Raw genomic sequence first — 22999 nt, forward strand, 5'->3', positions numbered from 1 at the left:
TGGCTGGTCGTTCGGGTGTCGTTGATCGGTCCGATCCGGACCGCGTCCGGGCCCCCGTGGTGCCGGGGCCGCTGGAGTTCCGATTCTAGCCGTCATCCACAGCGTTATTCACAGTCGGTGGATAACATCGCCCCCGCCGGCACGGCGGCGCGCCCGGGATGCGACACGGCGGGAATCCCGTGGTTCCGGGGATGAGGCGGGCAAGATGGTGCGCGACGGGCCGATCCCCTCACACCTGATTCGTCCACAGCTGTGGATTCCGTCCCCACAGCATGTGGACGCCGATGCCGCCTGCCCGGTTTGACGCGGAGCCCCGGCCTCCCGTACCGTTGTTTAGTCCTGTGTGTGCGTTTTCCGCGCTCCCGTACGCCCTTCCCACCGCCTGTCAGGGTGGAGGAAGCGGTCCTGGAGAGCGGCGGGCGCACCACGTTGAATACGAGCGTCAGCCTGTTCTTCCCCCTTGTAGCAACGGGTTAAGGCGCATCACATGATCGTCTTGGAGTTACTACTGTGAGCAAGCGGACTTTTCAGCCGAATAACCGCCGTCGTGCCAAGAAGCACGGCTTCCGTCTTCGTATGCGCACCCGCGCCGGCCGCGCCATCCTGGCGGCCCGCCGTTCCAAGGGCCGCACCGAACTCTCCGCCTAGGAACCCGGCGGTCCACTCCGGTCTGCCGTACGCGCCATGATTCGGCCCAACCGCCCGATCGGCCACTAGCCGTGCTGCCTCGACAGCACCGCCTGCGGACCTCCGTGGATTTCAGCACCACCGTACGTTCCGGTGCCCGCTCAGGGCGCCGGAACGTCGTGCTATATGCCCGGCGCCTCCCGGACGGCACGCCGTCACGGTTCGGCTTCATCGTCTCCAAGGCCGTCGGGAACGCCGTCGCCCGCAACCTCGTTAAACGAAGGCTGCGTGCCGTCGCTGCCGGGTTGCTCGGGCGCGGCCCCGCGGCGGGTGCGCCCGGTGCCGACGGCTACGCGACGGGATACGACGTCGTCGTCCGGGCCCTGGCTCCGGCCGCTGGCGCCGGATGGGACGCCCTGAGGGACGAGACGGTGGCGGCCCTCGCCACGGCGGCCGCCAAGGCGTCGAGGGCGCAGGACGGGCGGGACCAGACAGAGCGGTACCACACCGGGAATCCCCCGGGGAAGGGCAGCGATGGCGGGACATGAGGACCAGGCGGGCACCGGCGTCGTCCGCTGGATCATCGACGTGCCCCGGAGCCTGTTGATCCTGCTGCTCAAGGCCTACCGTCGCATCGTCTCGCCGCTCTACGGCGACGTCTGCCGCTACTTCCCCAGCTGTTCCGCCTACGCGCTCGAGGCCGTGACGGTCCACGGCGCGGTGAAGGGGGCCGGCCTCGCCGCCTACCGGGTCCTGCGCTGCAACCCGTGGAGCCACGGCGGAATCGACCATGTCCCGCCCGGCCGGAGGATTTGGCCCGAAGGCGGGACCCCGAAGATCATGGTGTTGAATCATCCGCCGATTCCCGCCGACGATGAGGCCGCTGACGCGGCACAAGGAGCATGACCGTTCATGGAATTCTTTGACACGCTGCTGTGGCCCTTCCGCCAGGTGGTCTCGTGGATCCTGCTCATGTGGCATGAGGGCCTGACCTTCATCGGCATGGACGGGGACTCCGGCTGGACGTGGACGCTGTCCATCATCCTGCTGGTGCTCCTGATCCGCACCGCACTGATCCCCGTCTTCGTCAAGCAGATCAAGGCCCAGCGCGCCATGCAGGCGCTGCAGCCGGACCTGCGGAAGCTGCAGGCCAAGTACAAGGGCAAGAAGGACCAGCTCTCGCAGCAGGCCATGATCGCCGAGCAGCGCGCCCTGTTCAAGAAGCACAAGACGAACCCGCTCTCCTCCTGCCTGCCCATCCTGGTGCAGATGCCGTTCTTCTTCGCGCTCTTCACCGTGCTGAACAACGCCTCGCGGGCAAGCGCCGACGGCACCGGCATCGGCGCCCTGCAGCCGCACCACGTCCGCAGCTTCGACGAGTCCTCGATCTTCGGGGCCAAGCTCTCCGAGACCTTCCTGGGCACCATCAATTCGGGTTCGCCGTCCGTGTCGGTGATCATCGTGGCGATCGTGATGATCCTGGCCATGACGGCCTCGCAGTTCATCACCCAGAAGCAGATCATGTCCAAGAACATGACCAAGGAGGCCCTCGAGGGCCCGTTCATGCAGCAGCAGAAGATGATGCTGTACATCCTTCCCCTCGTCTTCGGCATCGGCGGCATCAACTTCCCGATCGGCGTCCTGATCTACTGGACGGCCTCCAACCTGTGGACCCTGGGCCAGCAGTTCTACGTCATCCGCAACAACCCGACCCCCGGCTCCCAGGCGGAGCGAGAGCTGAACGAGCGGCGTGCCGCCAAGGGCCTGCCGCCCATCGGCCAGAAGAAGGCCGAGGCCGAGGAGCCGCCGCAGGTCGAACAGCCCAAGGGCCAGCGCCAGCAGCCGCAGCGTAAGAACAGGAAGAAGAAGTAGCCCATGAGCAACGTTGAAGAGACGGCCGTCCAGCCCGAGGCCACCGAGGACGCCGAGCAGGAAGCCCCCGCAAGCCGCCTCGAGGAGGAGGGCGACGTCGCCGCGGACTACCTCGAGGAGCTGCTCGACATCGCCGACATCGACGGCGACATCGACATCGAGGTCCGGTCCGGCCGCACGTACATCTCGATCGTCAACGAGGAGGGCGGGGATTCGCGCCTCAAGGAGCTGATCGGCCGCGACGGCGAGGCCCTGGAGGCCCTGCAGGAGCTGGCCCGCTTGGCCGTGCTCACCGCGACGGGCAACCGCTCGCGCCTGGTCCTGGACATCGACGGGTACCGCGAGGGGCGGGCCTCCGAGCTGCAGAAGATCGCCGAGGACGCCGTGGCGAAGGCCCGTGAGACGGGTGAGGACGTCGCCCTCGCGCCGATGAGCGCGTACGAGCGCAAGCTCGTGCACGACGCCGTCGCGGCCCTGGGTCTGGACAGCGAGTCCGACGGCGAGGGCTCGGGCCGGCACATCGTCGTCTCGCTCTCCGGGGCCTAGGACGTCCCCCGGCCGCCGGTCCCCACCGGCGGCTCCCACACCGGACCCGGCAGGGTCCCGACGGCACGAACGGAAGCGGAGGTCCCCCGTGGTCGAATCCCATCAGGCAACGGAGCAGGAGCTGGACGCGGCGCAGGCCGTGTTCGGTGACCGGCTGGCCCTCGCCGAGCGCTACGTCGGGCACCTGGCCACGTCCGGCATGGAGCGGGGCCTGCTCGGCCCCCGCGAGGTTCCCCGCTTGTGGGGGCGCCACGTGCTCAACTGCGCTGTCGTCTCGTCGCTGATTCCGCGAGACGCCGCCGTGGCCGACGTCGGCAGCGGTGCCGGCCTGCCCGGGCTGACCTTTGCCATCGCGCGGCCCGATCTGGCCATCACGCTGATCGAGCCGCTGGAACGACGCTGCATCTGGCTCGGCGAGGTCGTCGAGGACCTGGGGCTGGACAACGTCCGCATCCTGCGGGGACGGGCCGAGCAAGTGGTGGACGAGGTGGACGCCGACGTGGCGACGGCGAGGGCCGTGTCCGCGCTCTCGAACCTGGCCGGGCTGACCATTCCCCTGCTGCACGGCTCCGGTCAGGTCCTGGCCATCAAGGGACGCAGCGCGGCCGAGGAAGTCGAGAAGGCGGCCAAGGTGATCAAGCGCCTTGGAGGCCGCGGAACCGAGGTGCTGACCGTCGGCGGGGACGTCCTCGAGGAATCCACGACCGTGGTCCGCATCCGCGTCGGTTCGGCCTGAACCGCTAGTCTGTAGTGGTGGTACGTCGCCCCGACGGTTGAAAGGACGCCCAGTACGTGAGCAAGACCGGACAGAAGATTCCGCCCTTTGCGGCCTTGTTCGGTGGTGCCTTCCGGGCTGCGGCGGAGAAACAACCAGAAGCCGTTGGTTCCACCGCTTCGGAGGTTTCACGTGAAACACCCCGCGTGGGTCGGGACGGCCTCGCGGAGGCGGCCGCGGTGTCGCCGCTCGGCGAGGTAGAGGCGGCCACCGAGTCCCCCGGCCAGGATGCGCGGTCCGCATCCCCGGAGACGTCACTGGAAGAAGCAGTTCACTCCCCATCAGAGGCACCGGTTCGGAACGTTATGGACACTATGGACGAGAGCACTCCGCTGGCGAGCCAGTTGGCCAGCGAGAACAAGCGCAGGGAACGGCTCAACGCGCGCGAACTGCCCCGACCGGAGTCGACGCGGTTCCTCACGGTCAGCAACCAGAAGGGCGGTGTCGGCAAGACCACCACCACGGTCAACATTGCCGCCGCGCTCGCCTCCGCCGGCCTGAACGTCCTCGTGGTGGACATCGACCCGCAGGGCAACGCGTCGACGGCGCTGGGGATCGAGCACCATGCCGACATCGACTCCATCTACGACGTCCTGATCAATGACGTGCCGCTCGCGGAGGTCGTGGCCCCGTGCCCCGACATCGACCACTTGATGGTTGCCCCGGCCACGATCCACTTGGCAGGGGCCGAGATCGAGCTCGTGTCGCTCGTGGCCCGCGAGCAGCGGCTGCGGCGCGCCCTCGACGAGTACGCGAAGCATCGCGCCGAAGCCGGCGAGCCGCGCCTTGACTACGTCTTCATCGACTGCCCGCCCAGCCTCGGCCTGCTCACGGTCAACGCGTTCGTGGCGGCCCGCGAGGTACTCATTCCCATCCAGTGCGAGTACTACGCGCTCGAGGGACTGAGCCAGCTCCTGAAGAACATCGAGATGATCCAGAAGCACCTCAACGCCGACCTGGTGGTGTCCACGATCCTGCTCACGATGTACGACGGCCGGACCAACCTCGCCGCGCAGGTGGCCGCCGAGGTGCGCGAGCACTTCCCACACCAGGTCCTGGGAGCAGTCATCCCGCGCAGCGTGCGGATTTCCGAGGCGCCGAGCTACCAGCAGACGGTCATGACGTACGACGCCAACTCGACCGGCGCACTGTCCTATCGGGAGGCCGCGACGGAGATCGCCGAACGCGGACAGTAGTCCGCACCGCCGTCGAAAGCGTCCGTGGCTCGTGCTTCATCCACCCTCCGGCGGTTGATTCCGGCCCGTCGAAGGCCTGTTCCCCAGGACGGCACAGTAGACTCGTCCCTGAGTATTCATGCCCTGCGGACGGGCGACACTGGTGCCGGGAGGAACACAGATGGCGGAAAAGCGACGTGGCCTAGGACGTGGACTGGGTGCCCTGATCTCCAGCGCCCCGGCAGCGAGCGACGAACGTGCGGACGAGGCAGTTCCGGTTCGGGGTACTTCACGTGGCGCATCGGCTGCCGCTTCGCCTGCCGCCCAGACCGAGGAGAATGGTTCGGCCCCCGCTGGCAAGGGGGCCTCGAAGACCTCCCGTGCTACTAGGCCTGCCTCCGGAGCAAAGTCGTCGACCGCAGTGAAGGCGGGTTCTGCTGCGAAGGCGAAGTCTCCGGCCACGAAGAATGGCGGCTCGAAGGCTTCGGGATCTGACCATGGTTCCGCCAGTGGAGCAATGTCAGGTGGTGCCGTTGGGACTGGGGCTACCTCGACCAAGGAAACCGAAACCGCGTCGTCGGCGGAGAGCACTCCGACAACCGCCCAGCGCACTTCTACGGTCAAGAAACCGCGTCCGGTTGATATGTTCTTCACTCCCGGGCGTTCAGCCGACGACGAAGCTGTCCAGGCATCGAATCAGAGCTCCACTTCGCGTCCGTCGTCCAAGGGCGGTTCACGCAGGCCTGCCATTCCCGATGTGCTCGGAACCGGTCGGGCCGCCGGACGTGCGGCGACTTCCCCGGAGGGAGACGATGATGCCGGGGCCCCGACGAGCCTCGCTCCCGTGGGCTTTGACGGCGGCGAGGCCAAGTCTGGTCTCGATCTGGGTGCTTCCGACGTGTCCGCGGCTCCTGAGCCCGTTGCGTCGAATGGAGATCTGGAAGAGGAGGCCGAGGCTCCGGTAGCCGCCTCCACCGGAGTCGCGGCGGCTGTCAGGGAAGCCGGCGATTCCGTGGACAAGGATCCGGCCGTTTCACGTGAAACGCTCGTGGCCGTCCCCGGTGCCAGCTACGTCGAGGTTCCGGTGGGAGACATCCACCCCAACCGCAAGCAGCCGCGTCAGGTCTTCGACGAAGAGGACATGGCCGAGTTGGTCCACTCCATCAAGGAAGTAGGACTGCTTCAGCCCATCGTCGTGCGGCCGAGCTCGGAACAGGGAGCGGAGAAGTACGAGCTCGTCATGGGCGAGCGACGTTGGCGGGCGACACAACAGGCGGGCCTGACGGCGATTCCCGCGATCGTCCGGGAAACCTCTGATATCGACCTGCTGCGTGATGCGCTCCTCGAGAACCTTCACCGCTCGCAACTGAATCCCTTGGAAGAAGCCGCGGCCTATCAGCAGCTTCTCCAGGAGTTTGGTTGCACGCAGGATGAGCTCAGCGAACGTATTGGTCGTTCTAGGCCGCAGATCTCCAACACGATGAGGTTGATGAAGCTTCCTGCCCTCGTGCAGCGTCGTGTGGCAGCCGGCGTTCTGAGCGCCGGCCATGCTCGTGCGCTGCTGGCATTGCAGGATCCCGCCGATATGGAGCGTCTGGCGCAGCGCATCGTCTATGAAGGCCTCTCCGTTCGTGCCACTGAAGAGATCGTCGCCTTGTCCGACTCCCTTCGTCGCCCATCACGTGAAACCAAGCCCCGCTCGTCGGCACGCCATGAGCGTCTCGACTACTTGGCCACGTCTCTCTCTGATCGTTTGGATACCAACGTGAAGATCACTCTGGGGGCGAAGAAGGGCCGCGTGAGCATTGAGTTTGCCAGCGTTGACGACCTGAATCGCATCATGTCGGTCATTGCACCTGAGGGCCAGAGCTAAATGGACCAAGAGGTCTGCTGAAGATCGAATCTTCAGCTGTTGGACCAACGGTGGCCCTGTTTCACGTGAAACGGGGCCACACGTGTCTGTGTCTGTATCTGACTCTGCTTGACTGACGAATGGGTACCAACGGTCGGATGGACCCTTGTCTCTCAGAGAATGTTTCGTGTGGAGTGCGCTTCACGCCGCTAGTGTCCGGTGTGATCGGTGATCGGTGGTCGAGGCTGGGCCTACCCTGCGTGCACAGCAATGAATGGTGAGGCAGACACTAACCTGGGCGGGATAGGCGGCTCCTGTTGAACGTAGCCGGCATCCTAAACCGAGCCGTAAGCCTTGTGGAGTTCAGAATCCTGTTGAGCACCGCGTTTCACGTGAAACCCGCTAGCGGCTGCGCCAGAGTCGGAGTTGTAGGTGGATTCCGTGCCGCTCGCGTTCGCGGCTCTTGATCTCCCACGCGTTTGATCCACCACGAGGGTGCCTGGACCCCGCAACTACACCACATTGACGCGTGCCCAAAGTACGGAGTTCTTGGTAGCAACGGTTTCACGTGAAACAGGCTCTCCGCGCGCAGTTTCTCGCCTCGTGTTCAGACCGGGTGTTCGCCCAAACACCAAACAACAAACCCCCGACCTGAGGCACCAACGCGCTCATAAGAATTGCTGAACGGGAATCCAGTCTGGCAACGCGAACTTCGTTGCTACGGGTACTAGTCTCCAGGAGGCACTCGAGAGGCGATGCCGTTTACCGCGGGCGAAATAGTTCAGTATCGGGGTGGCACTCCGCATCGGAGAGCCCCGGCCGCGTACTTAGCGCCTGGGTTTCACGTGAAACGAGCCACTTATGCACAGAATCGCTGTGGAAAACTGCAGAGAGCTGTGAACAAGTCGAGCCAAACCGCCGATGGCACTCGAATTTGGCGCATCCGTGGAGCAACGAGGACTCCTCATCACGCGAGGCTCGCATCGGTCGTATCGATATTGTGGGGACCGTGGGTCCCCTCCTGGCAGTAGTGCTTGAACGCTGCCTGTACTTTTTGGACGATGATTTATGCGGGCCTCTGTTTCACGTGCAACGCCCGCAGGTGGGGTGTGCGGTCGTACAATGCTTGCCCGACGCGACCAAAGTCGCCGGGACGTAGCGTTGCCGTCTACCACCGCGATGTCGAGGTGAATGTTGTTTGAGTGCTTGGTGCCTGCTGTCTGATGCCTGAATCCTGGCTCCGACTCGGACAAAGACGTCAAGCCGGACTCGTCGATAGGCCAGCGTCCGGCCTCGCTCGTGTCCGACTGGTCTGATCCTGAACGCCTGCGCCGACATTCACTGAGACGAGGACGTGGAGTCGAACGTCGGCACGATTCTGGATGGGGACCGGGACGCGTGGATCCGCAGAGGGTCGATTGTCGCGCGACCACTGTAGGTCGCGGTGATACCTCGCTACAGGGAGGTTTTGTCCTTGATGTTCGCCGGGATTCATTGAGACCTGACCCGACGTAGGGAATCGAAAGGGAATCAACCGCTCAAGTCTCACGTGGACCTGGGGTGCGTGGACGGCATGCTTGTTTCACGTGAAACGCCGATCCTGATGGATGCTCATTGCCTACTGCAGGGAAGGCTGGGCGTCATGGAGTACGTGTTCGGCTATTGGTAGTGCTCCGATGGGCTCGTCTTCTCGGTATGAGAAGCCGGTCGAGTTCTGCGTAGCTTGTCCCTGCAAGGGCTCACGTCGGCCACGAGGTTGTCCTTAAGGGTCTCCCTTGCCTTCCGGAGGGACCGCAATTCCGCCACGAGGATGAGTGTGTGGCAGGCCGATGGCCTGCTCCTCTTGCGTCTGGCAGCATGTGACAGTGAGGCCGGCCGTGTTTCACGTGAAACGGCAGGGACTTCAATGCAATGTCTAAGGCAGCATCCAGGGCAGCGCTGGCTCAAGTTCTGCCCACCGTACCTGTCGAATCGAAGGCCTCCATCAAGTACTACTCGGCGGGGGGCACCCACTGCGGAGGAAGGCCGCGGGTGACGCGATGCGCGCCATCGATCATGATGGCTGGACAGACCGCCGCGACGACCGTGGGCGTGGAATGGAGTGTTGCTTTCGGGCGGTGAGCCCACCAAGCGTCCCTGGGCGCGTTGCGGCGACGAGAACCACCGTTATAAGTTGCTTCAGGAGGCAAATTCACCTGATGGCCTTCAGTGGCGGGCCTCGCCCAGAGACTCGCCCATCAAGGCGAATCCCCCCACCGAAACTACTTGGTGGGGGGATCCAGAAGGCCTCTTCGGGGAGCGGCGGCTAGAGGTACTCGGCGAACTCCTGCTCGATGACCTGCTTCGGCTTCGCGCCGATGGACGTGGCGACGTGCTCGCCGCCTTGGAACACGAAGACCGCGGGGATGCTCGTGATGCCGTACTTGGCGGCGATGCCCGGGTTGTCGTCGACGTTGACCTTCACGACCTCGACCTTCTCCGCGTGCTCAGCGGCGATCTGGTCCAGGATCGGGCTGAGCTTGCGGCACGGTCCACACCACTCGGCCCAGAAGTCCACGATGACCGGCTTGGAGGCCTCGAGGACATCGGACTGGAAGGTGGCGTCGGTGACGTCTTTTGCGTGGCTCAAGGTGGGCCCCTTTCGGTGGTGGTGGACGCTAGCTGACGGAGGCGCTCGCGGCGGGTGCCGCGGCATGGTTGGCGAGGTAGTGCTCGACGTCGAGGGCGGCGACGCAGCCGGATCCCGCGGCCGTGACGGCCTGGCGGTACGTGGGGTCGATGACGTCGCCCGCGGCGAAGACGCCCTCCAGGTTGGTCTTGGATGTGCGACCCTGGACGGAGATGGTGCCCTCGGGCGTCAGCTCCAGGACGTCCTTGATCAGCTCGGTGCGCGGGTCGTTGCCGATCGCGACGAAGACGCCGGTGACGGCGAGCGTGGTCTGACTGCCGTCGACGAGGTTGCGCAGCTTCACGCCGCTGACCTTGGCCTCGCCCTCGAAGGCCTCGACGGCGGTGTTCCAGATGAACTCGATCTTCGGGTGCTCCAGGGCGCGGTCGGCCATGATCTTGGAGGCACGCAGCGAGTCCCGGCGGTGGATGACCGTGACCTTGGAGGCGAACTTCGTCAGGAAGAGCGCCTCTTCCATCGCGGAGTCCCCGCCGCCGACGACGGCGATCTCCTGGTCGCGGAAGAAGAAGCCGTCGCACGTCGCACACCAGGACACGCCGTGGCCGGAGAGCTCCTTCTCCCGCGGGACGCCGAGCTCGCGGTAGGCGGATCCGGTGGAGAGGATGACGGCGCGGGCCCGGTGGACGTCGCCGTTACCGAGGACGACCTGCTTCACGGGGCCTTCGAGCTCCACGGAGACGACGTCCTCGAAGAGGATCTCCGCGCCGAATCGCTCGGCCTGGGCCTGCATGTTGTCCATGAGGTCCGGACCCATGATCCCCTCGCGGAAGCCCGGGAAGTTCTCGACGTCGGTCGTGTTCATGAGCTCGCCGCCGGCGGTCACGGAACCGGCGACGACGAGCGGGTTCAGGTTGGCGCGCGCCGTGTAGACGGCGGCGGTGTACCCGGCGGGGCCGGAACCGACGATGATGACATCGCGGACGGCGTCGTTTGCTTCAGTGGCCACGCGCGGTGAACCTCCCTGTTGGTCCGGCGGCGCCGGAGGATGTGATCGAGTCTGCCCAGCACAACGGTACGGTGCCCGGCGGTATTCCCTGCCTCTGCTACGTCAGGACACCTTGATTTCGGCCACCTGCAGGCCATACGGCCGCGAGCTGTTGGCCGCGGATGCGAGCCGCGGGAGCTCGGTCACGTTGATGAACACGTATTGCGCCCGGGCCGGTCCGTCGCCCTCGCCGCTCACGGGAACGGTGACGGTCGGTCCCGTGAAGGAGCCGGAGGTGACCTCAGTGGCGGATCCGAGGTCGTCGCTGTTGCCGACCCGGATCTCGAACGCCCCGCCGCTGCCGTTGAGGCCGGAGAGCTCGACCTGCGAGACGTCGGATTCCTCCTCGAGCTCGACGACGAGCACCATGTTGGAGGCGAATCCGCCGAAGCGGGGCTGGGTGTAGGAGTAGGACGCGTAGATCGTGGCCGGGTTGCCGTCGATCGCCCGCACGAGCGTCGAATCCGTGTCCGCGTTGAGCTCCTGGTTGCCCGGGACCACGCGGGTCAGACCCGCGATGACGGGCGTCACGGGCTCCACCTGCGGCGGCTCGGCGCTGCTGCTGCCGGGCTCGGAGCTCGTCGCGCCATCCGGCGAGGACTGGCTCGTCGTGTCGCCGGCGACGGGGCCCCCGTTGCGGGGCAGCAGGTTGTTGAAGGCGAAGACGACGGCGAGGATCAGCACGACGCCGAGGATGCCTCCGACCACGAGGCGCCCGATCCGGTTGCCGCCCTCCTGCTCGTCCTCTTCCTCGTAGTAGTCGTCCTCGGTGTTCTCGTATTCGTAGTCACGGGCCGCGGCGGGGAACACCGACGCGCGTCGCTCGTCCGGGGTGGGCTGGCGCGGCGCGGCGGGGACGGTCCCGAGCGCGCTCGTCGAATCGCCGGCCGGCTGCCCGATGGGCCCGGTCTCCTCCGGGGGTTCCTGGGCGTCGTCCCCGGTGTAGAGGGAGACCTTGTCGGAGGTCCGCGGCGGGGTGCTCGGGCGCGGGGGTACGACGCCGGAGCCGGGCTCGGGCGCGTCCGCCGCCTTCGGTTCGGGCTTCCGCGAGGATGCCGCGGCGGCACCGGCCGCAGCTGCGGCGCCGGCCGCGCCCACTGCACCCGCACCCGCACCCCGGGCGCGCCGGTCCGCGGAGGCGGCATCGGCGTCGTCCTGGTCCCCGTCCCGGCCCCGTCCGAGGCGGGCCTTCCAGCCGGACAGCTTCTCGCCCAGGTTCAGCTCGGGAAGCTTGTCCATCACGCCGGGACGGTTCTCCTCCTGCTCGGCGAGCTCGCGGTAGTACTCGTCGTCGTCCTCGTAGACCTGCGGCTCGTGGGAGCGGGCCACGCCGAAGATCTCCGAGCCCAGCGTGTCGGTGTAGAAGGGCTCGACGTAGGGGGCGTCGCGCTCGATCACGAGGTCCAGCAGGTCCGCGGCGTCCGCCGTATTGGTGATGAGGTACGTGGTCCCGTCGGAGATCCCCAGGTCCAGGACCTGCATGGCGCCGTAGCGTTCCCCCGTGGCGATCTCGCGCGCGCTCGTGGCGATCTGGCTCGCGTTACCGGCCGAGGCGACGAGGATGCTCACCCGCCGGTTCAGGACCTGGTCGACGCCGTCGAGGACCACGTCGCCGTCGGCGGACGTCAGGATGTGGTCCGTGACCTTGTAGCGGCCGCCGAGCACGGCTCCGACGTCGATGGGCTGCGACACTATGTACTCCCGGGGATCGGTGTGTGGGTAGGGTTCACCCGTTCACTGCTGTTTCCATGCTACCCGCGTGCGTCCGCTCCACCCGGGAACGGTCCGCGCTCAACGACGTCGTCGGCGGCCCGGGGCGGGGATCCGACGGGCCACGGGGCCCAGGAAGTCCTCGAGCTCCGGCACCCGCGCGTTGCGCAGCAGCACGAGGTATACGGCCGCCATCACGGCGCCGACCACCGCGCAGCTGACCAGGGCGCCCTGGATCGAGGACCATGCGAAGCCGCGCGAGTATCCGCCCAGGAGCCACAGCACCGCGGCGCCGGCAGCACCGGAGACCACGGCCATCCAGCCCACGCGCACGTAGGTGTCGATCACCCCTCCGACGCCGTAGCGCCCGTAGCGGCGCACCACCAGGACGTGGGCGATCACCGCGGAGAGGATGTTCGTGACGCCGAACAGCAAGGCCATGAAGACCGTGATCCGCGTGGCCGGCAGCAAGGCCGAGGCCGTGAACGCCGCGGCGAGCCCGGCGACGGCGACGACCGACTGGATGAGCATCGGGGTCTTCGTGTCCTCCTCCGCGTAGAAGACGCGGATCAGGAAGAAGTGCGCGCTCTTGAAGGGCAGCCCGAGCGCCGTGAGCAGGAGCAGCTGCCCGATCAGGGCGCCCTGCTCCGCGCTGTTCGGCGCCGTGCCGCCGAAGAGCCGGCCGAGCGGCCCGGCGAGGACCACGATGGCGACGGTCGCGAAGACCATCGGCACCGCCGTCGTCCGCAGTCCGTGGGAGAGCAGCTCCGGGATCCGCTTCCGCTCGCCGTCGTGGAATGCCCGGGTGAGCTCGTTGAAGAGGACCGTGGCGAGCGACAGGGCGAAGATCGAGTGCGGCAGGACCGTGATGAGCTGGGAGGTGTTGAGCGCGTATTCGCCCGCGACGGGGCCGCTGCCGGGCGGCAGTTGCTCGCGCGCCGCCGTGGCCTCGGAGACGAGGCGCGAGTAGAGCAGCGAGGCGATGTTGCCGACCGTCATCGACGCAAGGGTCCACGCGGCGATCCTGCCGACGTGGCGCAGGCCCATGCCGCGCCAGCCGAACGAGGGACGGATGTGCAGCCCCGTGCGGCGCAGCGGCAGGAAGAGGACGAGGGCCTGCAGGGCGATGCCCAGGGTCGAACCGCCGGCCAGGAGCACCGTCTGGGTGCCGGTCCAGGCCGCGAGCTGCCCCGGCTGGCCCGAATACGCGCCGAAGAGGCCGATGAAGGTGCCGATCACGGCGATCTGCACGACGTTGTTCACAACCGGCGCCCACATGTACGCGCCGAAGCGGCCGTGGGCGTTCAGGACCTGGCCCACGACGGCGTAGACGCCGTAGAAGAAGAGCTGGGGCAGGCACCAGTAGGCGAACGCCGTGCCCAGGGCCAGCATGTCCGGTTGCCAGTTCAGGGTCAGTACCTTGATGATTGGCCCGGCCAGGAGCGTCAGCAGCACCGTCGCGGCGGCCATCACCACCACGGTGAGCGTGATCAGCTTCGAGGTGTACTCGGCGCCGCGGTCCGCGGCCTTGGAGGCCTTGATGAGCTGGGGGACGAGCACGACGTTGAAGATGCCGCCCGCGAGCAGCATGAAGATGATCGTCGGGATGACGTTGGCTTTTTCGAAGATGTCCGCGACGGGCGTCGCGGAGCCGATGGCGACGGCGAGCAGGGCGGTGCGGACGAAGCCGAGCACGCGCGAGACCGTGGTCCCGCTGGCCATGAGCGCGTAGGCCCTGGAGCGGCCGCCGGAGGCCGGGGTGTCCGGCCTAGTCGACATGGCGCGGAAGGACGTCCCTGGCGAGCTCGGCGATGCGGCGCTCGTTGGGGAAGGACAGGCGCTTCCCCAGCTCGGCGATGGGCACCCAGGCGACGTCGACGGCCTCGTGGTCCGGGTCGTTGTCGATGGTCAGCTCGCCGCCCGTGGCCTCGAGCAGGAAGTGGTGGACGGTCTTGTGCACGCGGTAGCTCGTGACCGTGAACCAGTAGTCGATGCTGCCGAGTGGGGCCAGGACGCGTCCCGCGATCCCGGTCTCCTCCTCGACCTCCCGCACCGCGGCCTCCTCGTTGGACTCGCGTCCCTCGGGATGGCCCTTCGGCAGGCACCACTCGAGCCGTCCCCCGCGGTTGTACCGGGCGATGATCGCCACGGGCAGCTCCGGCCGGCCCAGGTCCACGACGACGCCGCCGGAGGAGACCTCCTCGACCGTCGGGAGGCTGTGGTGGCCCGGCTGCGCCTGCGCATGCGCCATTGACGCAGTCAACGGCGTGCGCTTCGGGGCGCTGGGGACGGGATGGGCCATGCAGTCCACTCTAGCGATGTTTGCCGCCCCGGGTGCCGGACCCGTGGGGGGCCCGCGCGTCCGGCGGCGCGGGCGGGGCAATCGCGTGAAAGTCTGGCAAGGTTAAAGGACTATGCAGCAGCTTCCTCCGCCCTCCGCGCTCGAAGGGCTCCTTCCCGATGTGGTGTTCGAGCTGGCGCGCCGTTTCGCGGCGTCCGGCCACGAGCTCTCCCTCGTCGGCGGCCCCGTCCGCGACCTGTTCCTGGGGCGCGTGTCCCCGGACCTCGACTTCACGACGGACGCGACGCCGGACGGCACCCTCGAGGCGGTGGCGGGCTGGGCGGACGCGACGTGGGAGGTCGGGCGCGCCTTCGGGACGATCGCGCTGCGCAAGGGCGAGCACACCATTGAGGTCACGACGTACCGGGCGGAGGCCTACGACCCCGCCTCGCGCAAACCACGGGTGGCCTTCGGGACCTCGCTCGAGGACGACCTCTTCCGCCGGGACTTCAGCATGAACGCGATGGCCCTGCGCCTGCCCTCGCTCGAGCTCGTGGACCCGTTCGGCGGCTACACGGACCTCGCGGCGGGCGTGATCCGGACCCCCGGGGCCGCCGAGTCCTCCTTCTCCGACGACCCCCTGCGCATGATGCGCGCGGCGCGGTTCGCGTCCCAGCTGGGCGTCCGCGTCTCCGACGGGGTGCGTGCCGCGATGACGGGGATGGCGGATCGGATCGGGATCATCTCCGCCGAGCGCGTCCGCGACGAGCTCGTCAAGCTCGTCAACGGGGCCGCGCCGCGGGCGGGTGTGGACCTGCTCGTGGAGACGGGCCTGGCGGACCACGTCCTGCCCGAGGTCTCCGCGCTGCGCCTTGAGCTCGACGAGCACCACCGGCACAAGGACGTCTACCAGCACTCCCTGCAGGTGCTCGAGCAGGCCGCCTCCCTCGAGTCCGGTCCGGACGGGCCCGTGCCCGGTCCGGACTTCGTCCTGCGTTTCGCGGCACTCATGCACGACGTCGGCAAGCCGGCGACGCGGCGCTTCGAACCGTCCGGGGCGGTCTCCTTCCGCCACCACGATGCCGTCGGGTCCAAGCTGGTCAAGAAGCGGATGCGTGCGCTGCGCTTCGACAACGACACCATCAAGGCCGTCGCCCGGCTCGTGGAGCTGCACATGCGCTTCTACGGCTACGGAGACGCCGGATGGACGGACTCCGCGGTGCGCCGCTACGTCACGGACGCCGGCCCGTACCTTGAACGGTTGCACCGGCTGACCCGCTCCGACGTCACCACGCGCAACCGCCGCAAGGCCGAACGGCTCGCGTTCGCCTACGACGACCTCGAGACGCGCATCGCCGAGCTTGCCGAGCAGGAGGAGCTCGACGCCGTCCGCCCCGACCTCGACGGCGGCGCCATCATGGAGCTGCTGGGCCTGGAGCCCGGGCCCGTCGTGGGCCGCGCCTATCGCCACATGCTCGAGATGCGCCTCGAGAACGGCCCCATGGACCGGCCGGCCGCCGAGGCCGTGCTGCGTGCCTGGTGGTCCGGACAACCCGAAGCAAAGGAACCCACCCATGAATGAGCTGCCCCGCCTCTGGCTGCTGCGCCACGGCGAGACCGAATGGTCCCGCAGCGGCCAGTACACGGGCCTGACCGACCTTCCCCTGACGGCCGAGGGCGAGGAGCAGGCGCGCGGCGCGGGCGGCCGACTGGCCGCGGTGCGCGAGGCCGGTACCGCCTTCGACCTGGTCATGACGAGCCCGCTGCAGCGGGCCCGGCGCACGGCCGAGCTGGCCGGATTCCCGGACGCCGAGCAGGTTCCGTGGGCCCACGAATGGGACTACGGCGGATACGAGGGCGTGAACTCGGCGGACGTGCGGGCGGAGAACCCCTCCTACCTGATCTGGGACGACGGCGTGCCCGGGGGCGAGACCCTCGAGCAGGTCGGGGCCCGGGCGGACAGCGTGATCGACCGCGTCCGCACCGAGCTCGCCGGAGGAGGCAACGCGCTCCTGGTCTCCCACGGCCACTTCTCCCGCGTCGTCACGGCCCGCTGGCTCGGGCTCGACGCCGGCTACGGCCGGCACTTCATCCTCGGGACCGCCGGCCTGTGCCGTCTCGGCTGGGACAAGCGCTCCCCGGCGATCGAGGCCTGGGGGCTGTAGGCGCGGCTACGCGGCGGTGTCCGCGGACCGCGGCGCCCACGTGGGGCGGCGCCAGTAGGTGGCTGCCCGCAAGAGCCCTTCCACGGGCCCGTAGCCGAAGCGCGCCATCCACAGGGCGCTCACGGCGAGCTGCAGGGCGTAGACCCCGAGGCACAGCGCGACGACGGAGCCGGGGTGCAGGGAGCCCGCCAGGTCCAGCCCGTAGTCCGTGAACACGAGGCACATCACCACGGACTGGGCGAGGTAGTTGCTCAGGGCCATGCGCCCGGCGGGCGCGAGGGCAGCGCGCAGCCGGCCGCCCGGCGCGGTCCGGAAGGCGAGCAGCAGCAGACAGACGTAGGCGGCGGTGAGGAACGGACCCGTCAGGGTCGACGCGGCGAACGCGGCCACGAAGCCGGTGTAGGACTGGGAAAGCTCGGCGCCCCAGGCGCTGACCGCTGCGCCGGGCAGGCCCACGGCCAGGCCGGTCAGCGCGGTCCGGCGCAGCGTGCGCGGGGTGATGCCGCGTTCCAGGAGCCGGGCCTTGCCGGAGGCGAGGCCGAGGAAGAAGAGCCCGAGCACCAAGGGGACCTGGCCGATCAGGATGCCGCCCAGGGTGGTCGGGTAGAGGGCGAGGTTGGAGGCCAGGTGCCCTTCCTCCGCCGGACGTGCCGCCGCCTCGAGCGCGGCGGTGAACGCGGGATCGGAGGCCAGCCACGGCTCGATCAGGGCCATGAGGCCGGCCAGGAGGCCCATCAGGACGCCGATGGCCGCCACGATCCAGATCCCGAGGCGCGTGGCCGTGCGGACGCGGATCGCGCGGGAGGCGAGCAGGACGGCGCCGCCGATCGCGTAGCCCACGAGGATGTCGCCCGTGAAGAGCAGCAGGCCGTGGGCCAGGCCGAGGGCCAACAGGGAACCAAAGCGGCGCAGGGCGACGGGAACGATGTCCTGCCCCCGTTGGTGGCACGCGTTCCAGAGCAGGACGAAGCTGTAGCCGAAGAGGAACGAGAAGAGGATGTAGAACTTCCCGGTGAACAGCGCGGCGACGAACGCGAGGACGGCCGTCCCGGCCGGGTCCTGCGGCGTGGGGAGCCCCTCGAAGCGGGCCGGATCGGCGAAGAACTGCACGTTGACCAGGAAGATCCCCAGCAAGGCGAAGGCCCGGAGCGCGTCGAGTTCGGCGAGGCGCCGGACCGCCGGTGCGCCAGCCGGGAGACCGGCGTCGCTGGACCCTGCGGCCAAGGGAGACTGCTGCTGTTCGCTCATGCCTCCAGCGTAGGAAGCCCGTCGCCGACGCGAACCGCCCGGAAGGACGATCTTCGGCGTCAGCCTCAAGGAGCACGTCGCCACGGCACCCTGACCCGCCACGCCTGAAGCGCGGTGGCGGGGCGAAGCCTCCCGTTTCCCGGCGGCACGGGAACCGTTCGTTCGGCGTGTCGTGCGGGACACGCCGGGAGTCGATGGATTTATCCGGGAATTCCCTCCGGGGGCTGGCGGTGCATGAGGATCGTGATGTACCTTTGAACCTGTGATTGAGAAGTCTCAATGAGACTTGCCCGGTCACAGGACCAGATCGGACCGCCGGCTTGCCGGCCTGTTCACCTGAAGGAGGTGGGAATCGTGATGAACAACTTGGACTTCGGCGGAGTGTTTACCGCTCCGACCGGCATCGGCCGTCGTGCCCGTGCCATCGCACCCGCCTCTGGAACAGCGCCCCGCTAGAACCGCGCACCAGCCGTCCCGACGGACGCTGCTCCCGAGGCCTCCCCATCCCAGAGGTTCTCAGCAGGAAGAGCAGCGATGTCCGCCCAATCCACCACCCCCACCCTGACCCCGGCGCGTTCCGCCGAGTTCATCTTCTCCGGCCCCGAGGTGCTCAGCGCCCGGCCGGCGAAGCGCACGCCGGCCCTGCCGGCGATGTCCCTTCGATCCCAGGATCGGAGGTGATGCAGATGCAGCAGCGACGGCACAAGCGGGACCGGACGACCACCCGGTTCAACCCGCAGCACCGTACCCGCCACGAGTCACAGCTACCCGTGGAAATGCTCTACCGCCTTCGTTAGGCGGGCACGCCGCCGGCACCGCCGGCCAGTTCAGCGGCCCACCCAGGAGGAGACATGAGACGACTGCCAGCACCGACCGCAAAGCCCGCCGGCTTGACCGGCGGGCTTTGCCGCGTCCGGGGGTCCTGATTGGTAGCTTGGTTGCAGCGCCGCGGAGACCCCGGGGCCCCAGGACAGGAACGGAATCCATGACAACGACGTCCGGAACCGACATGAACGACCTCGCGATCGCGCAGCGGGCCACGCTGCGTCCCATTGCGGACATCGCCGCCGCGGCGGGCATCCCGGCCGAGGCGCTCGAGCCCTATGGGCGGGCCAAGGCGAAGATCGACGTGGGACGCCTGCCCGCCGCGACGGGGGAACCGGGGCGGGTGGTCCTGGTCAGCGCCATGTCCCCGACTCCCGCCGGCGAGGGCAAGTCCACGGTCACGGTCGGGCTCGGAGACGCCCTCGCCCTCACGGGGCACCGGACCATGATCGCCCTGCGCGAGCCGTCGCTGGGGCCGATCTTCGGGATCAAGGGCGGCGCCACGGGCGGCGGATACTCGCAAGTGCTCCCGATGGAGGACATCAACACCCACTTCACGGGTGACTTCCACGCGATCACGAGCGCCAACAACCTCCTCATGGCGCTCGTGGACAACCACCTGCACCAGGGCAACGAGCTCGGGATCGATCCGCGGCGGATCACCTTCAAGAGGGTCCTGGACATGAACGACCGCGCGCTGCGCAACATCGTGATCGGCCTGGGCGGCCCCACGGAGGGGATGCCACGCGAGGACGGCTTCGACATCACCGTGGCCTCCGAGGTCATGGCGGTCTTCTGCCTCGCGACCGGCCTGGAGGACCTCAAGGAGCGGCTCGGCCGGATGACCATCGGCTACACCTTCGACCGCCGCCCGGTCTCCGTCGCGGAGCTCGGGGCAGAGGGCGCCATGGCCATGCTGCTCAAGGACGCCGTGAAGCCCAATCTCGTCCAGACCATCGCCGGCACCCCGGCGCTCATCCACGGCGGACCGTTCGCCAACATCGCGCACGGCTGCAACTCGGCGATCGCCACGAACACGGCCCGCCGCCTCGCCGACGTCGTCGTCACCGAGGCGGGCTTCGGCTCGGACCTCGGGGCCGAGAAGTTCATGGACATCAAGGCGAGGTACGCCGGGTGCCAGCCGTCCGCCGTCGTCCTCGTGGCCACCGTCCGGGCGCTGAAGATGCACGGCGGCGTCCCCAAGGACCGCCTCGCGGGCGAGGACGTCGAGGCCGTGCGGGCGGGACTGCCGAACCTGGCCCGGCACGTGGAGAACATCCGACGCTTCGGGGTGGAGCCGATCGTGGCCGTCAACCGCTTCGGCGCCGACACGGCCGCGGAGCTCGACGCCGTGACGGGCTGGTGCGCGGAGCACGGCGTCCGCGCGGCCGTCGCCGACGTGTGGGCGCGCGGCGGCGACGGCGGTCGCGAGCTGGCCGCGCACGTCGCCGACGCGCTCGCCTCGCAGGAGTCGGCGCGCCCGCTCTACCCGCTCGAGCTGGGGGTCGAGGAGAAGATCGGGCTCATCGTGCGCGAGCTCTACCGCGGCGGGACCGTCGAGTTCTCGGCCGCTGCCCGCCGCCGGCTCGGGGAGATCCGCGCCAACGGCTGGGACACCCTGCCGGTGTGCATGGCCAAGACGCAGTACTCGTTCTCCGACGACGCCTCCCTCCTCGGCGCGCCCGAGGGCTTCACGCTGCACGTGAGGGACCTGATCCCCAAGACGGGGGCGGGCTTCATCGTCGCACTGACGGGCAACGTCATGACCATGCCCGGGCTGCCGAAGCAGCCGGCCGCCCAGCGCATGGACGTCGACGCCGAGGGAAACATCACGGGGCTGTTCTAGCCCGGTCCGGCTGGCGGCCGGCGGGCGGCGGGGTCAGCGCCGGGGCGGCGCGGAACGTGGCCACCAGGGCGGCCGCGGTGGCCAGGACGACCGCGACGCCGATGCCGAGCGTGGCCGGGTACTGGGCGGCCAGCTCGGGGATCGAACGTCCGGGAACCGCCGTGGCGAAGCCGAACGCCGCGACCGTTCCCAGATACGAGCCCAGCATGTTGTAGCGGTGCGCCGGCACATTGCCGCGCAGGATCGAGAACACGCCGAGGCCCACCGAGAACAGGGTCCAGAGGGCCAGGACGTGGAGCCAGGAGAATCCATGGCCGATCCAGAAGCTGCTGACGCAGACCACCGCCATCGCGGCGACCCACGATCGCCCGACGGCCCGGTGAAGCCTGTCGCGTCGTCGGCGCAGCAGCTGGAACGGGCCGAGCACCAGGACGTAGGCAGCAGCCACGGCGTGGAGGTAGACCACCGGTTGGGTCAAGAGCGGATTCTGGCCGTCCATGCTTATAGGATAGTTACACTATCCAGCTGGGGGAAGCAGGATCTTCGCGGGCGCGCGCACTCTCCACGGGAGCCTGTGGCCCGGAGGGCAGCGGAATGAGGACAACGGAATCCACGTCGAAGGGAGCATGATGAAGCTCAGCGAACTCGCGGCGCACACGGGCGCCAGCACCGCGAGCCTGAAGTTCTACCTGCGCGAGGGGCTCCTGCCGCCGGGCGAGGCGGTCCACGCGACCCTCGCCGACTACGGTCAGCGCCACGTGGACCGCGTCGAGATGATCCGGGCCCTCCGCTCGGTGGCCGGACTGTCGATCGGCGCCCTCCGCGGCGTCGTCGAACGCATCGACGTCGGGGATCCCCTCGAGCTGCTCGGCTATGTCCAGGCGGCCGTGCTGGGACTGGACCAGGACGCGGTGGACGCGCCGGCGTCGGACCCCGCAGCCGACGCGCTCGAGGCGCGGCACGGATGGGGTGGGCCCGGCGGCGCCGCGCACGCCGCCTTGCGGGCCCAGCTCGCGCTCATGCGCTCCCTGGGGGCCGAGCCCGTGCCCGGCCGGCTCGACGTCTACGCCCGCGCGGTCCAGCAGATCGCCGAGGCGGACCTCGCGACCTCCCTGCGGACCGCCGGAGAACGCGGCCTCGAACAGATGGTCATCGAGGCCGCCACCGCGATGCACCTGCAGAACGGCCTCCTGGTCCGGATGCTCGCCGTCGCCCAGGCCAGCCAGGCCGGGCGCCGATTCGGCGCCGAACAGTAGGGCCCCGGCGCGTGCCGGGGCCGTAGGCCGCCGTGAAGTTGCGGGTCAGCGCTCCACGTCGCCGCGGATGAAGGCCTCGACCTTCTCGCGCGCGGCGTCGTCGTTGTACTGCTCCGGCGGGGACTTCATGAAGTAGGACGACGCCGAAAGCAGGGGGCCGCCGACGCCCCGGTCCAGGGCGATCTTGGCCGCGCGGACCGCGTCGATGATCACGCCCGCGGAGTTCGGGGAGTCCCAGACCTCGAGCTTGTACTCGAGCGAAACGGGCGCGTCGCCGAAGTTGCGTCCCTCGAGGCGCACGAACGCCCACTTGCGGTCGTCGAGCCAGGAGACGTAGTCCGAAGGGCCGATGTGGACGTCGTCGTCGCCGAGCACGGCCGAGGTGTTGGACGTGACAGCCTGCGTCTTGGAGACCTTCTTCGACTCGAGGCGGTCGCGCTCGAGCATGTTCTTGAAGTCCATGTTGCCGCCGACATTGAGCTGGTAGGTGCGGTCCAGGACGACGCCGCGGTCCTCGAAGAGGCGGGCCATGACGCGGTGCGTGATGGTCGCGCCGATCTGGGACTTGATGTCGTCACCGACGATCGGCACTCCCGCGGCCGTGAACTTGTCCGCCCACTCGCGGGTCCCCGCGATGAAGACGGGCAGGGCGTTGACGAACGCGACGCCGGCGTCGATCGCGGCCTGCGCGTAGAACTTCGCCGCCTCCTCCGAGCCCACGGGCAGGTAGCAGACCAGGACATCGACCCGGGCCTCCTTGAGCGCGGCGACCATGTCCACGGGCGCCTCGGCGGACTCCTCGATGGTCTGGCGGTAGTACTTGCCCAGGCCGTCGAGGGTGTGGCCGCGCTGGACCGTGACGCCCGTGGCCGGGACGTCGGCGATCTTGATGGTGTTGTTCTCGCTCGCGAGGATCGCGTCTGCGAGGTCGAGTCCGACCTTCTTCGCGTCGACGTCGAACGCCGCGACGAACTCGACGTCGCCCACGTGGTACGCCCCGAACCGCACGTGCATCAGGCCGGGGACCGTGGCCTCCGGATCCGCGTCCTTGTAGTACTCGACGCCCTGGACGAGCGACGCGGCGCAATTGCCGACGCCGATGATTGCTACCCGGATGGGGTGTGACGACACGGGGGACTCCTCAGCA

21 protein-coding genes are annotated in these 22999 nt (G+C 68.5%); 13 read left to right on the forward strand and 8 right to left on the reverse strand.

Annotated elements, in window-relative coordinates:
* Positions 1 to 510 precede the first annotated feature (510 nt).
* The 8 genes from rpmH to ACQ3I4_RS07790 all read left to right on the forward strand — a co-directional run bounded on the left by rpmH (position 511) and on the right by ACQ3I4_RS07790 (position 6868).
* Entirely contained in the window at positions 511 to 648 is a 138-nt protein-coding gene (rpmH, locus tag ACQ3I4_RS07755) for a 50S ribosomal protein L34 (protein ID WP_127513203.1), read from the forward strand.
* Between the two features lie 104 nt (positions 649 to 752).
* Positions 753 to 1175, forward strand: coding sequence for a ribonuclease P protein component (gene rnpA / locus ACQ3I4_RS07760; protein ID WP_430633252.1), 423 nt, complete (start codon positions 753 to 755; stop codon positions 1173 to 1175).
* Positions 1162 to 1533: a membrane protein insertion efficiency factor YidD gene (gene yidD, locus ACQ3I4_RS07765; RefSeq protein ID WP_329861990.1), complete on the forward strand. Its 372-nt coding sequence runs from the start codon at positions 1162 to 1164 to the stop codon at positions 1531 to 1533. The genes rnpA and yidD overlap by 14 nt, the downstream gene beginning before the upstream one ends.
* 6 nt (positions 1534 to 1539) lie before the next feature.
* Positions 1540 to 2499 (forward strand): membrane protein insertase YidC, encoded by a 960-nt coding sequence (gene yidC, locus ACQ3I4_RS07770; RefSeq protein ID WP_329861991.1) that lies wholly within the window; start codon positions 1540 to 1542, stop codon positions 2497 to 2499.
* Between the two features lie 3 nt (positions 2500 to 2502).
* On the forward strand, positions 2503 to 3045 hold the full coding sequence (locus ACQ3I4_RS07775) for a protein jag (RefSeq protein WP_430633253.1): 543 nt from the start codon (positions 2503 to 2505) through the stop codon (positions 3043 to 3045).
* A gap of 88 nt (positions 3046 to 3133) precedes the next feature.
* Positions 3134 to 3781: a 16S rRNA (guanine(527)-N(7))-methyltransferase RsmG gene (rsmG, locus tag ACQ3I4_RS07780; protein WP_329861993.1), complete on the forward strand. Its 648-nt coding sequence runs from the start codon at positions 3134 to 3136 to the stop codon at positions 3779 to 3781.
* 344 nt (positions 3782 to 4125) lie between these two features.
* Entirely contained in the window at positions 4126 to 5016 is an 891-nt protein-coding gene (locus ACQ3I4_RS07785; RefSeq protein WP_430633254.1) for a ParA family protein, read from the forward strand.
* Between the two features lie 622 nt (positions 5017 to 5638).
* Entirely contained in the window at positions 5639 to 6868 is a 1230-nt protein-coding gene (locus ACQ3I4_RS07790; RefSeq protein WP_430633255.1) for a ParB/RepB/Spo0J family partition protein, read from the forward strand.
* 2284 nt (positions 6869 to 9152) lie between these two features.
* On the opposite strand, the gene trxA is transcribed toward ACQ3I4_RS07790, so the two are convergent.
* The 5 genes from trxA to ACQ3I4_RS07815 all read right to left on the reverse strand — a co-directional run bounded on the left by trxA (position 9153) and on the right by ACQ3I4_RS07815 (position 14533).
* Positions 9153 to 9476 (reverse strand): thioredoxin, encoded by a 324-nt coding sequence (trxA, locus tag ACQ3I4_RS07795; RefSeq protein ID WP_329861995.1) that lies wholly within the window; start codon positions 9474 to 9476, stop codon positions 9153 to 9155.
* A 28-nt stretch (positions 9477 to 9504) separates the two neighbouring features.
* On the reverse strand, positions 9505 to 10482 hold the full coding sequence (gene trxB / locus ACQ3I4_RS07800; RefSeq protein ID WP_430633256.1) for a thioredoxin-disulfide reductase: 978 nt from the start codon (positions 10480 to 10482) through the stop codon (positions 9505 to 9507).
* Positions 10483 to 10584: 102 nt separating this feature from the next.
* Positions 10585 to 12213 carry an ABC transporter substrate-binding protein gene (locus ACQ3I4_RS07805; RefSeq protein WP_430633257.1) on the reverse strand — a complete coding sequence of 543 codons (1629 nt, stop codon included), beginning with the start codon at positions 12211 to 12213 and terminating at the stop codon, positions 10585 to 10587.
* A 99-nt stretch (positions 12214 to 12312) separates the two neighbouring features.
* The gene (gene murJ / locus ACQ3I4_RS07810) at positions 12313 to 14010 is read right to left on the reverse strand and encodes a murein biosynthesis integral membrane protein MurJ (RefSeq protein ID WP_430633258.1); all 1698 of its coding nucleotides are present in this window, start codon (positions 14008 to 14010) and stop codon (positions 12313 to 12315) included.
* Entirely contained in the window at positions 14000 to 14533 is a 534-nt protein-coding gene (locus ACQ3I4_RS07815; RefSeq protein ID WP_430633259.1) for an NUDIX hydrolase, read from the reverse strand. Before ACQ3I4_RS07815 ends, murJ begins: the two co-directional genes overlap by 11 nt.
* Positions 14534 to 14645: 112 nt before the next feature.
* Here ACQ3I4_RS07815 and ACQ3I4_RS07820 point away from each other — a divergent pair, with 112 nt between their 5' ends.
* Both ACQ3I4_RS07820 and ACQ3I4_RS07825 read left to right on the forward strand, forming a co-directional pair.
* The gene (locus ACQ3I4_RS07820) at positions 14646 to 16094 is read left to right on the forward strand and encodes a CCA tRNA nucleotidyltransferase (RefSeq protein WP_430633260.1); all 1449 of its coding nucleotides are present in this window, start codon (positions 14646 to 14648) and stop codon (positions 16092 to 16094) included.
* Positions 16087 to 16677, forward strand: a complete 591-nt coding sequence (locus ACQ3I4_RS07825; protein WP_329862001.1) for a histidine phosphatase family protein — start codon at positions 16087 to 16089, stop codon at positions 16675 to 16677. The genes ACQ3I4_RS07820 and ACQ3I4_RS07825 overlap by 8 nt, the downstream gene beginning before the upstream one ends.
* Before the next feature lie 6 nt (positions 16678 to 16683).
* Here the strand turns inward: ACQ3I4_RS07825 and ACQ3I4_RS07830 are convergent, their stop codons facing one another.
* The gene (locus tag ACQ3I4_RS07830; protein ID WP_430633261.1) at positions 16684 to 17925 is read right to left on the reverse strand and encodes a DUF418 domain-containing protein; all 1242 of its coding nucleotides are present in this window, start codon (positions 17923 to 17925) and stop codon (positions 16684 to 16686) included.
* A 534-nt stretch (positions 17926 to 18459) separates the two neighbouring features.
* On the opposite strand from ACQ3I4_RS07830, the gene ACQ3I4_RS07835 reads away from it, so the two are divergent.
* Positions 18460 to 18606, forward strand: a complete 147-nt coding sequence (locus ACQ3I4_RS07835; RefSeq protein WP_329862003.1) for a hypothetical protein — start codon at positions 18460 to 18462, stop codon at positions 18604 to 18606.
* 304 nt (positions 18607 to 18910) lie between these two features.
* Complete coding sequence (locus ACQ3I4_RS07840; RefSeq protein WP_430633262.1) at positions 18911 to 20596, forward strand: formate--tetrahydrofolate ligase; 1686 nt, start codon at positions 18911 to 18913, stop codon at positions 20594 to 20596.
* Here ACQ3I4_RS07840 and ACQ3I4_RS07845 read toward each other — a convergent pair.
* Positions 20580 to 21095, reverse strand: a complete 516-nt coding sequence (locus tag ACQ3I4_RS07845) for a DUF2306 domain-containing protein (RefSeq protein WP_329862005.1) — start codon at positions 21093 to 21095, stop codon at positions 20580 to 20582. The two genes, ACQ3I4_RS07840 and ACQ3I4_RS07845, sit on opposite strands and share 17 nt — an antisense overlap.
* Before the next feature lie 127 nt (positions 21096 to 21222).
* Here ACQ3I4_RS07845 and ACQ3I4_RS07850 point away from each other — a divergent pair, with 127 nt between their 5' ends.
* A complete protein-coding gene (locus ACQ3I4_RS07850) occupies positions 21223 to 21852 on the forward strand; it encodes a MerR family transcriptional regulator (protein ID WP_329862006.1) in 630 nt (209 codons plus the stop codon).
* Between the two features lie 45 nt (positions 21853 to 21897).
* On the opposite strand, the gene ACQ3I4_RS07855 is transcribed toward ACQ3I4_RS07850, so the two are convergent.
* Positions 21898 to 22983 (reverse strand): inositol-3-phosphate synthase, encoded by a 1086-nt coding sequence (locus ACQ3I4_RS07855; protein ID WP_329862007.1) that lies wholly within the window; start codon positions 22981 to 22983, stop codon positions 21898 to 21900.
* Positions 22984 to 22999: the final 16 nt, after the last annotated feature.

The organism is Zafaria sp. Z1313, assembly GCF_050563205.1.
Classification (GTDB): domain Bacteria; phylum Actinomycetota; class Actinomycetes; order Actinomycetales; family Micrococcaceae; genus JAZDCJ01.

Bases quoted from the DNA above. Each gene is read 5' to 3' on its own strand.
- ACQ3I4_RS07815 (WP_430633259.1), bottom strand. From the start codon at position 14,533: ATGGCCCATCCCGTCCCCAGCGCCCCGAAGCGCACGCCGTTGACTGCG.
- ACQ3I4_RS07845 (WP_329862005.1), bottom strand. From the start codon at position 21,095: ATGGACGGCCAGAATCCGCTCTTGACCCAACCGGTGGTCTACCTCCAC.
- ACQ3I4_RS07835 (WP_329862003.1), top strand. From the start codon at position 18,460: ATGTCCGCCCAATCCACCACCCCCACCCTGACCCCGGCGCGTTCCGCC.
- ACQ3I4_RS07840 (WP_430633262.1), top strand. From the start codon at position 18,911: ATGACAACGACGTCCGGAACCGACATGAACGACCTCGCGATCGCGCAG.
- ACQ3I4_RS07820 (WP_430633260.1), top strand. From the start codon at position 14,646: ATGCAGCAGCTTCCTCCGCCCTCCGCGCTCGAAGGGCTCCTTCCCGAT.
- yidD (WP_329861990.1), top strand. From the start codon at position 1,162: ATGGCGGGACATGAGGACCAGGCGGGCACCGGCGTCGTCCGCTGGATC.
- ACQ3I4_RS07850 (WP_329862006.1), top strand. From the start codon at position 21,223: ATGATGAAGCTCAGCGAACTCGCGGCGCACACGGGCGCCAGCACCGCG.
- ACQ3I4_RS07830 (WP_430633261.1), bottom strand. From the start codon at position 17,925: ATGAGCGAACAGCAGCAGTCTCCCTTGGCCGCAGGGTCCAGCGACGCC.
- ACQ3I4_RS07825 (WP_329862001.1), top strand. From the start codon at position 16,087: ATGAATGAGCTGCCCCGCCTCTGGCTGCTGCGCCACGGCGAGACCGAA.
- ACQ3I4_RS07785 (WP_430633254.1), top strand. From the start codon at position 4,126: ATGGACACTATGGACGAGAGCACTCCGCTGGCGAGCCAGTTGGCCAGC.
- ACQ3I4_RS07775 (WP_430633253.1), top strand. From the start codon at position 2,503: ATGAGCAACGTTGAAGAGACGGCCGTCCAGCCCGAGGCCACCGAGGAC.
- murJ (WP_430633258.1), bottom strand. From the start codon at position 14,010: ATGTCGACTAGGCCGGACACCCCGGCCTCCGGCGGCCGCTCCAGGGCC.
- ACQ3I4_RS07790 (WP_430633255.1), top strand. From the start codon at position 5,639: ATGTTCTTCACTCCCGGGCGTTCAGCCGACGACGAAGCTGTCCAGGCA.
- yidC (WP_329861991.1), top strand. From the start codon at position 1,540: ATGGAATTCTTTGACACGCTGCTGTGGCCCTTCCGCCAGGTGGTCTCG.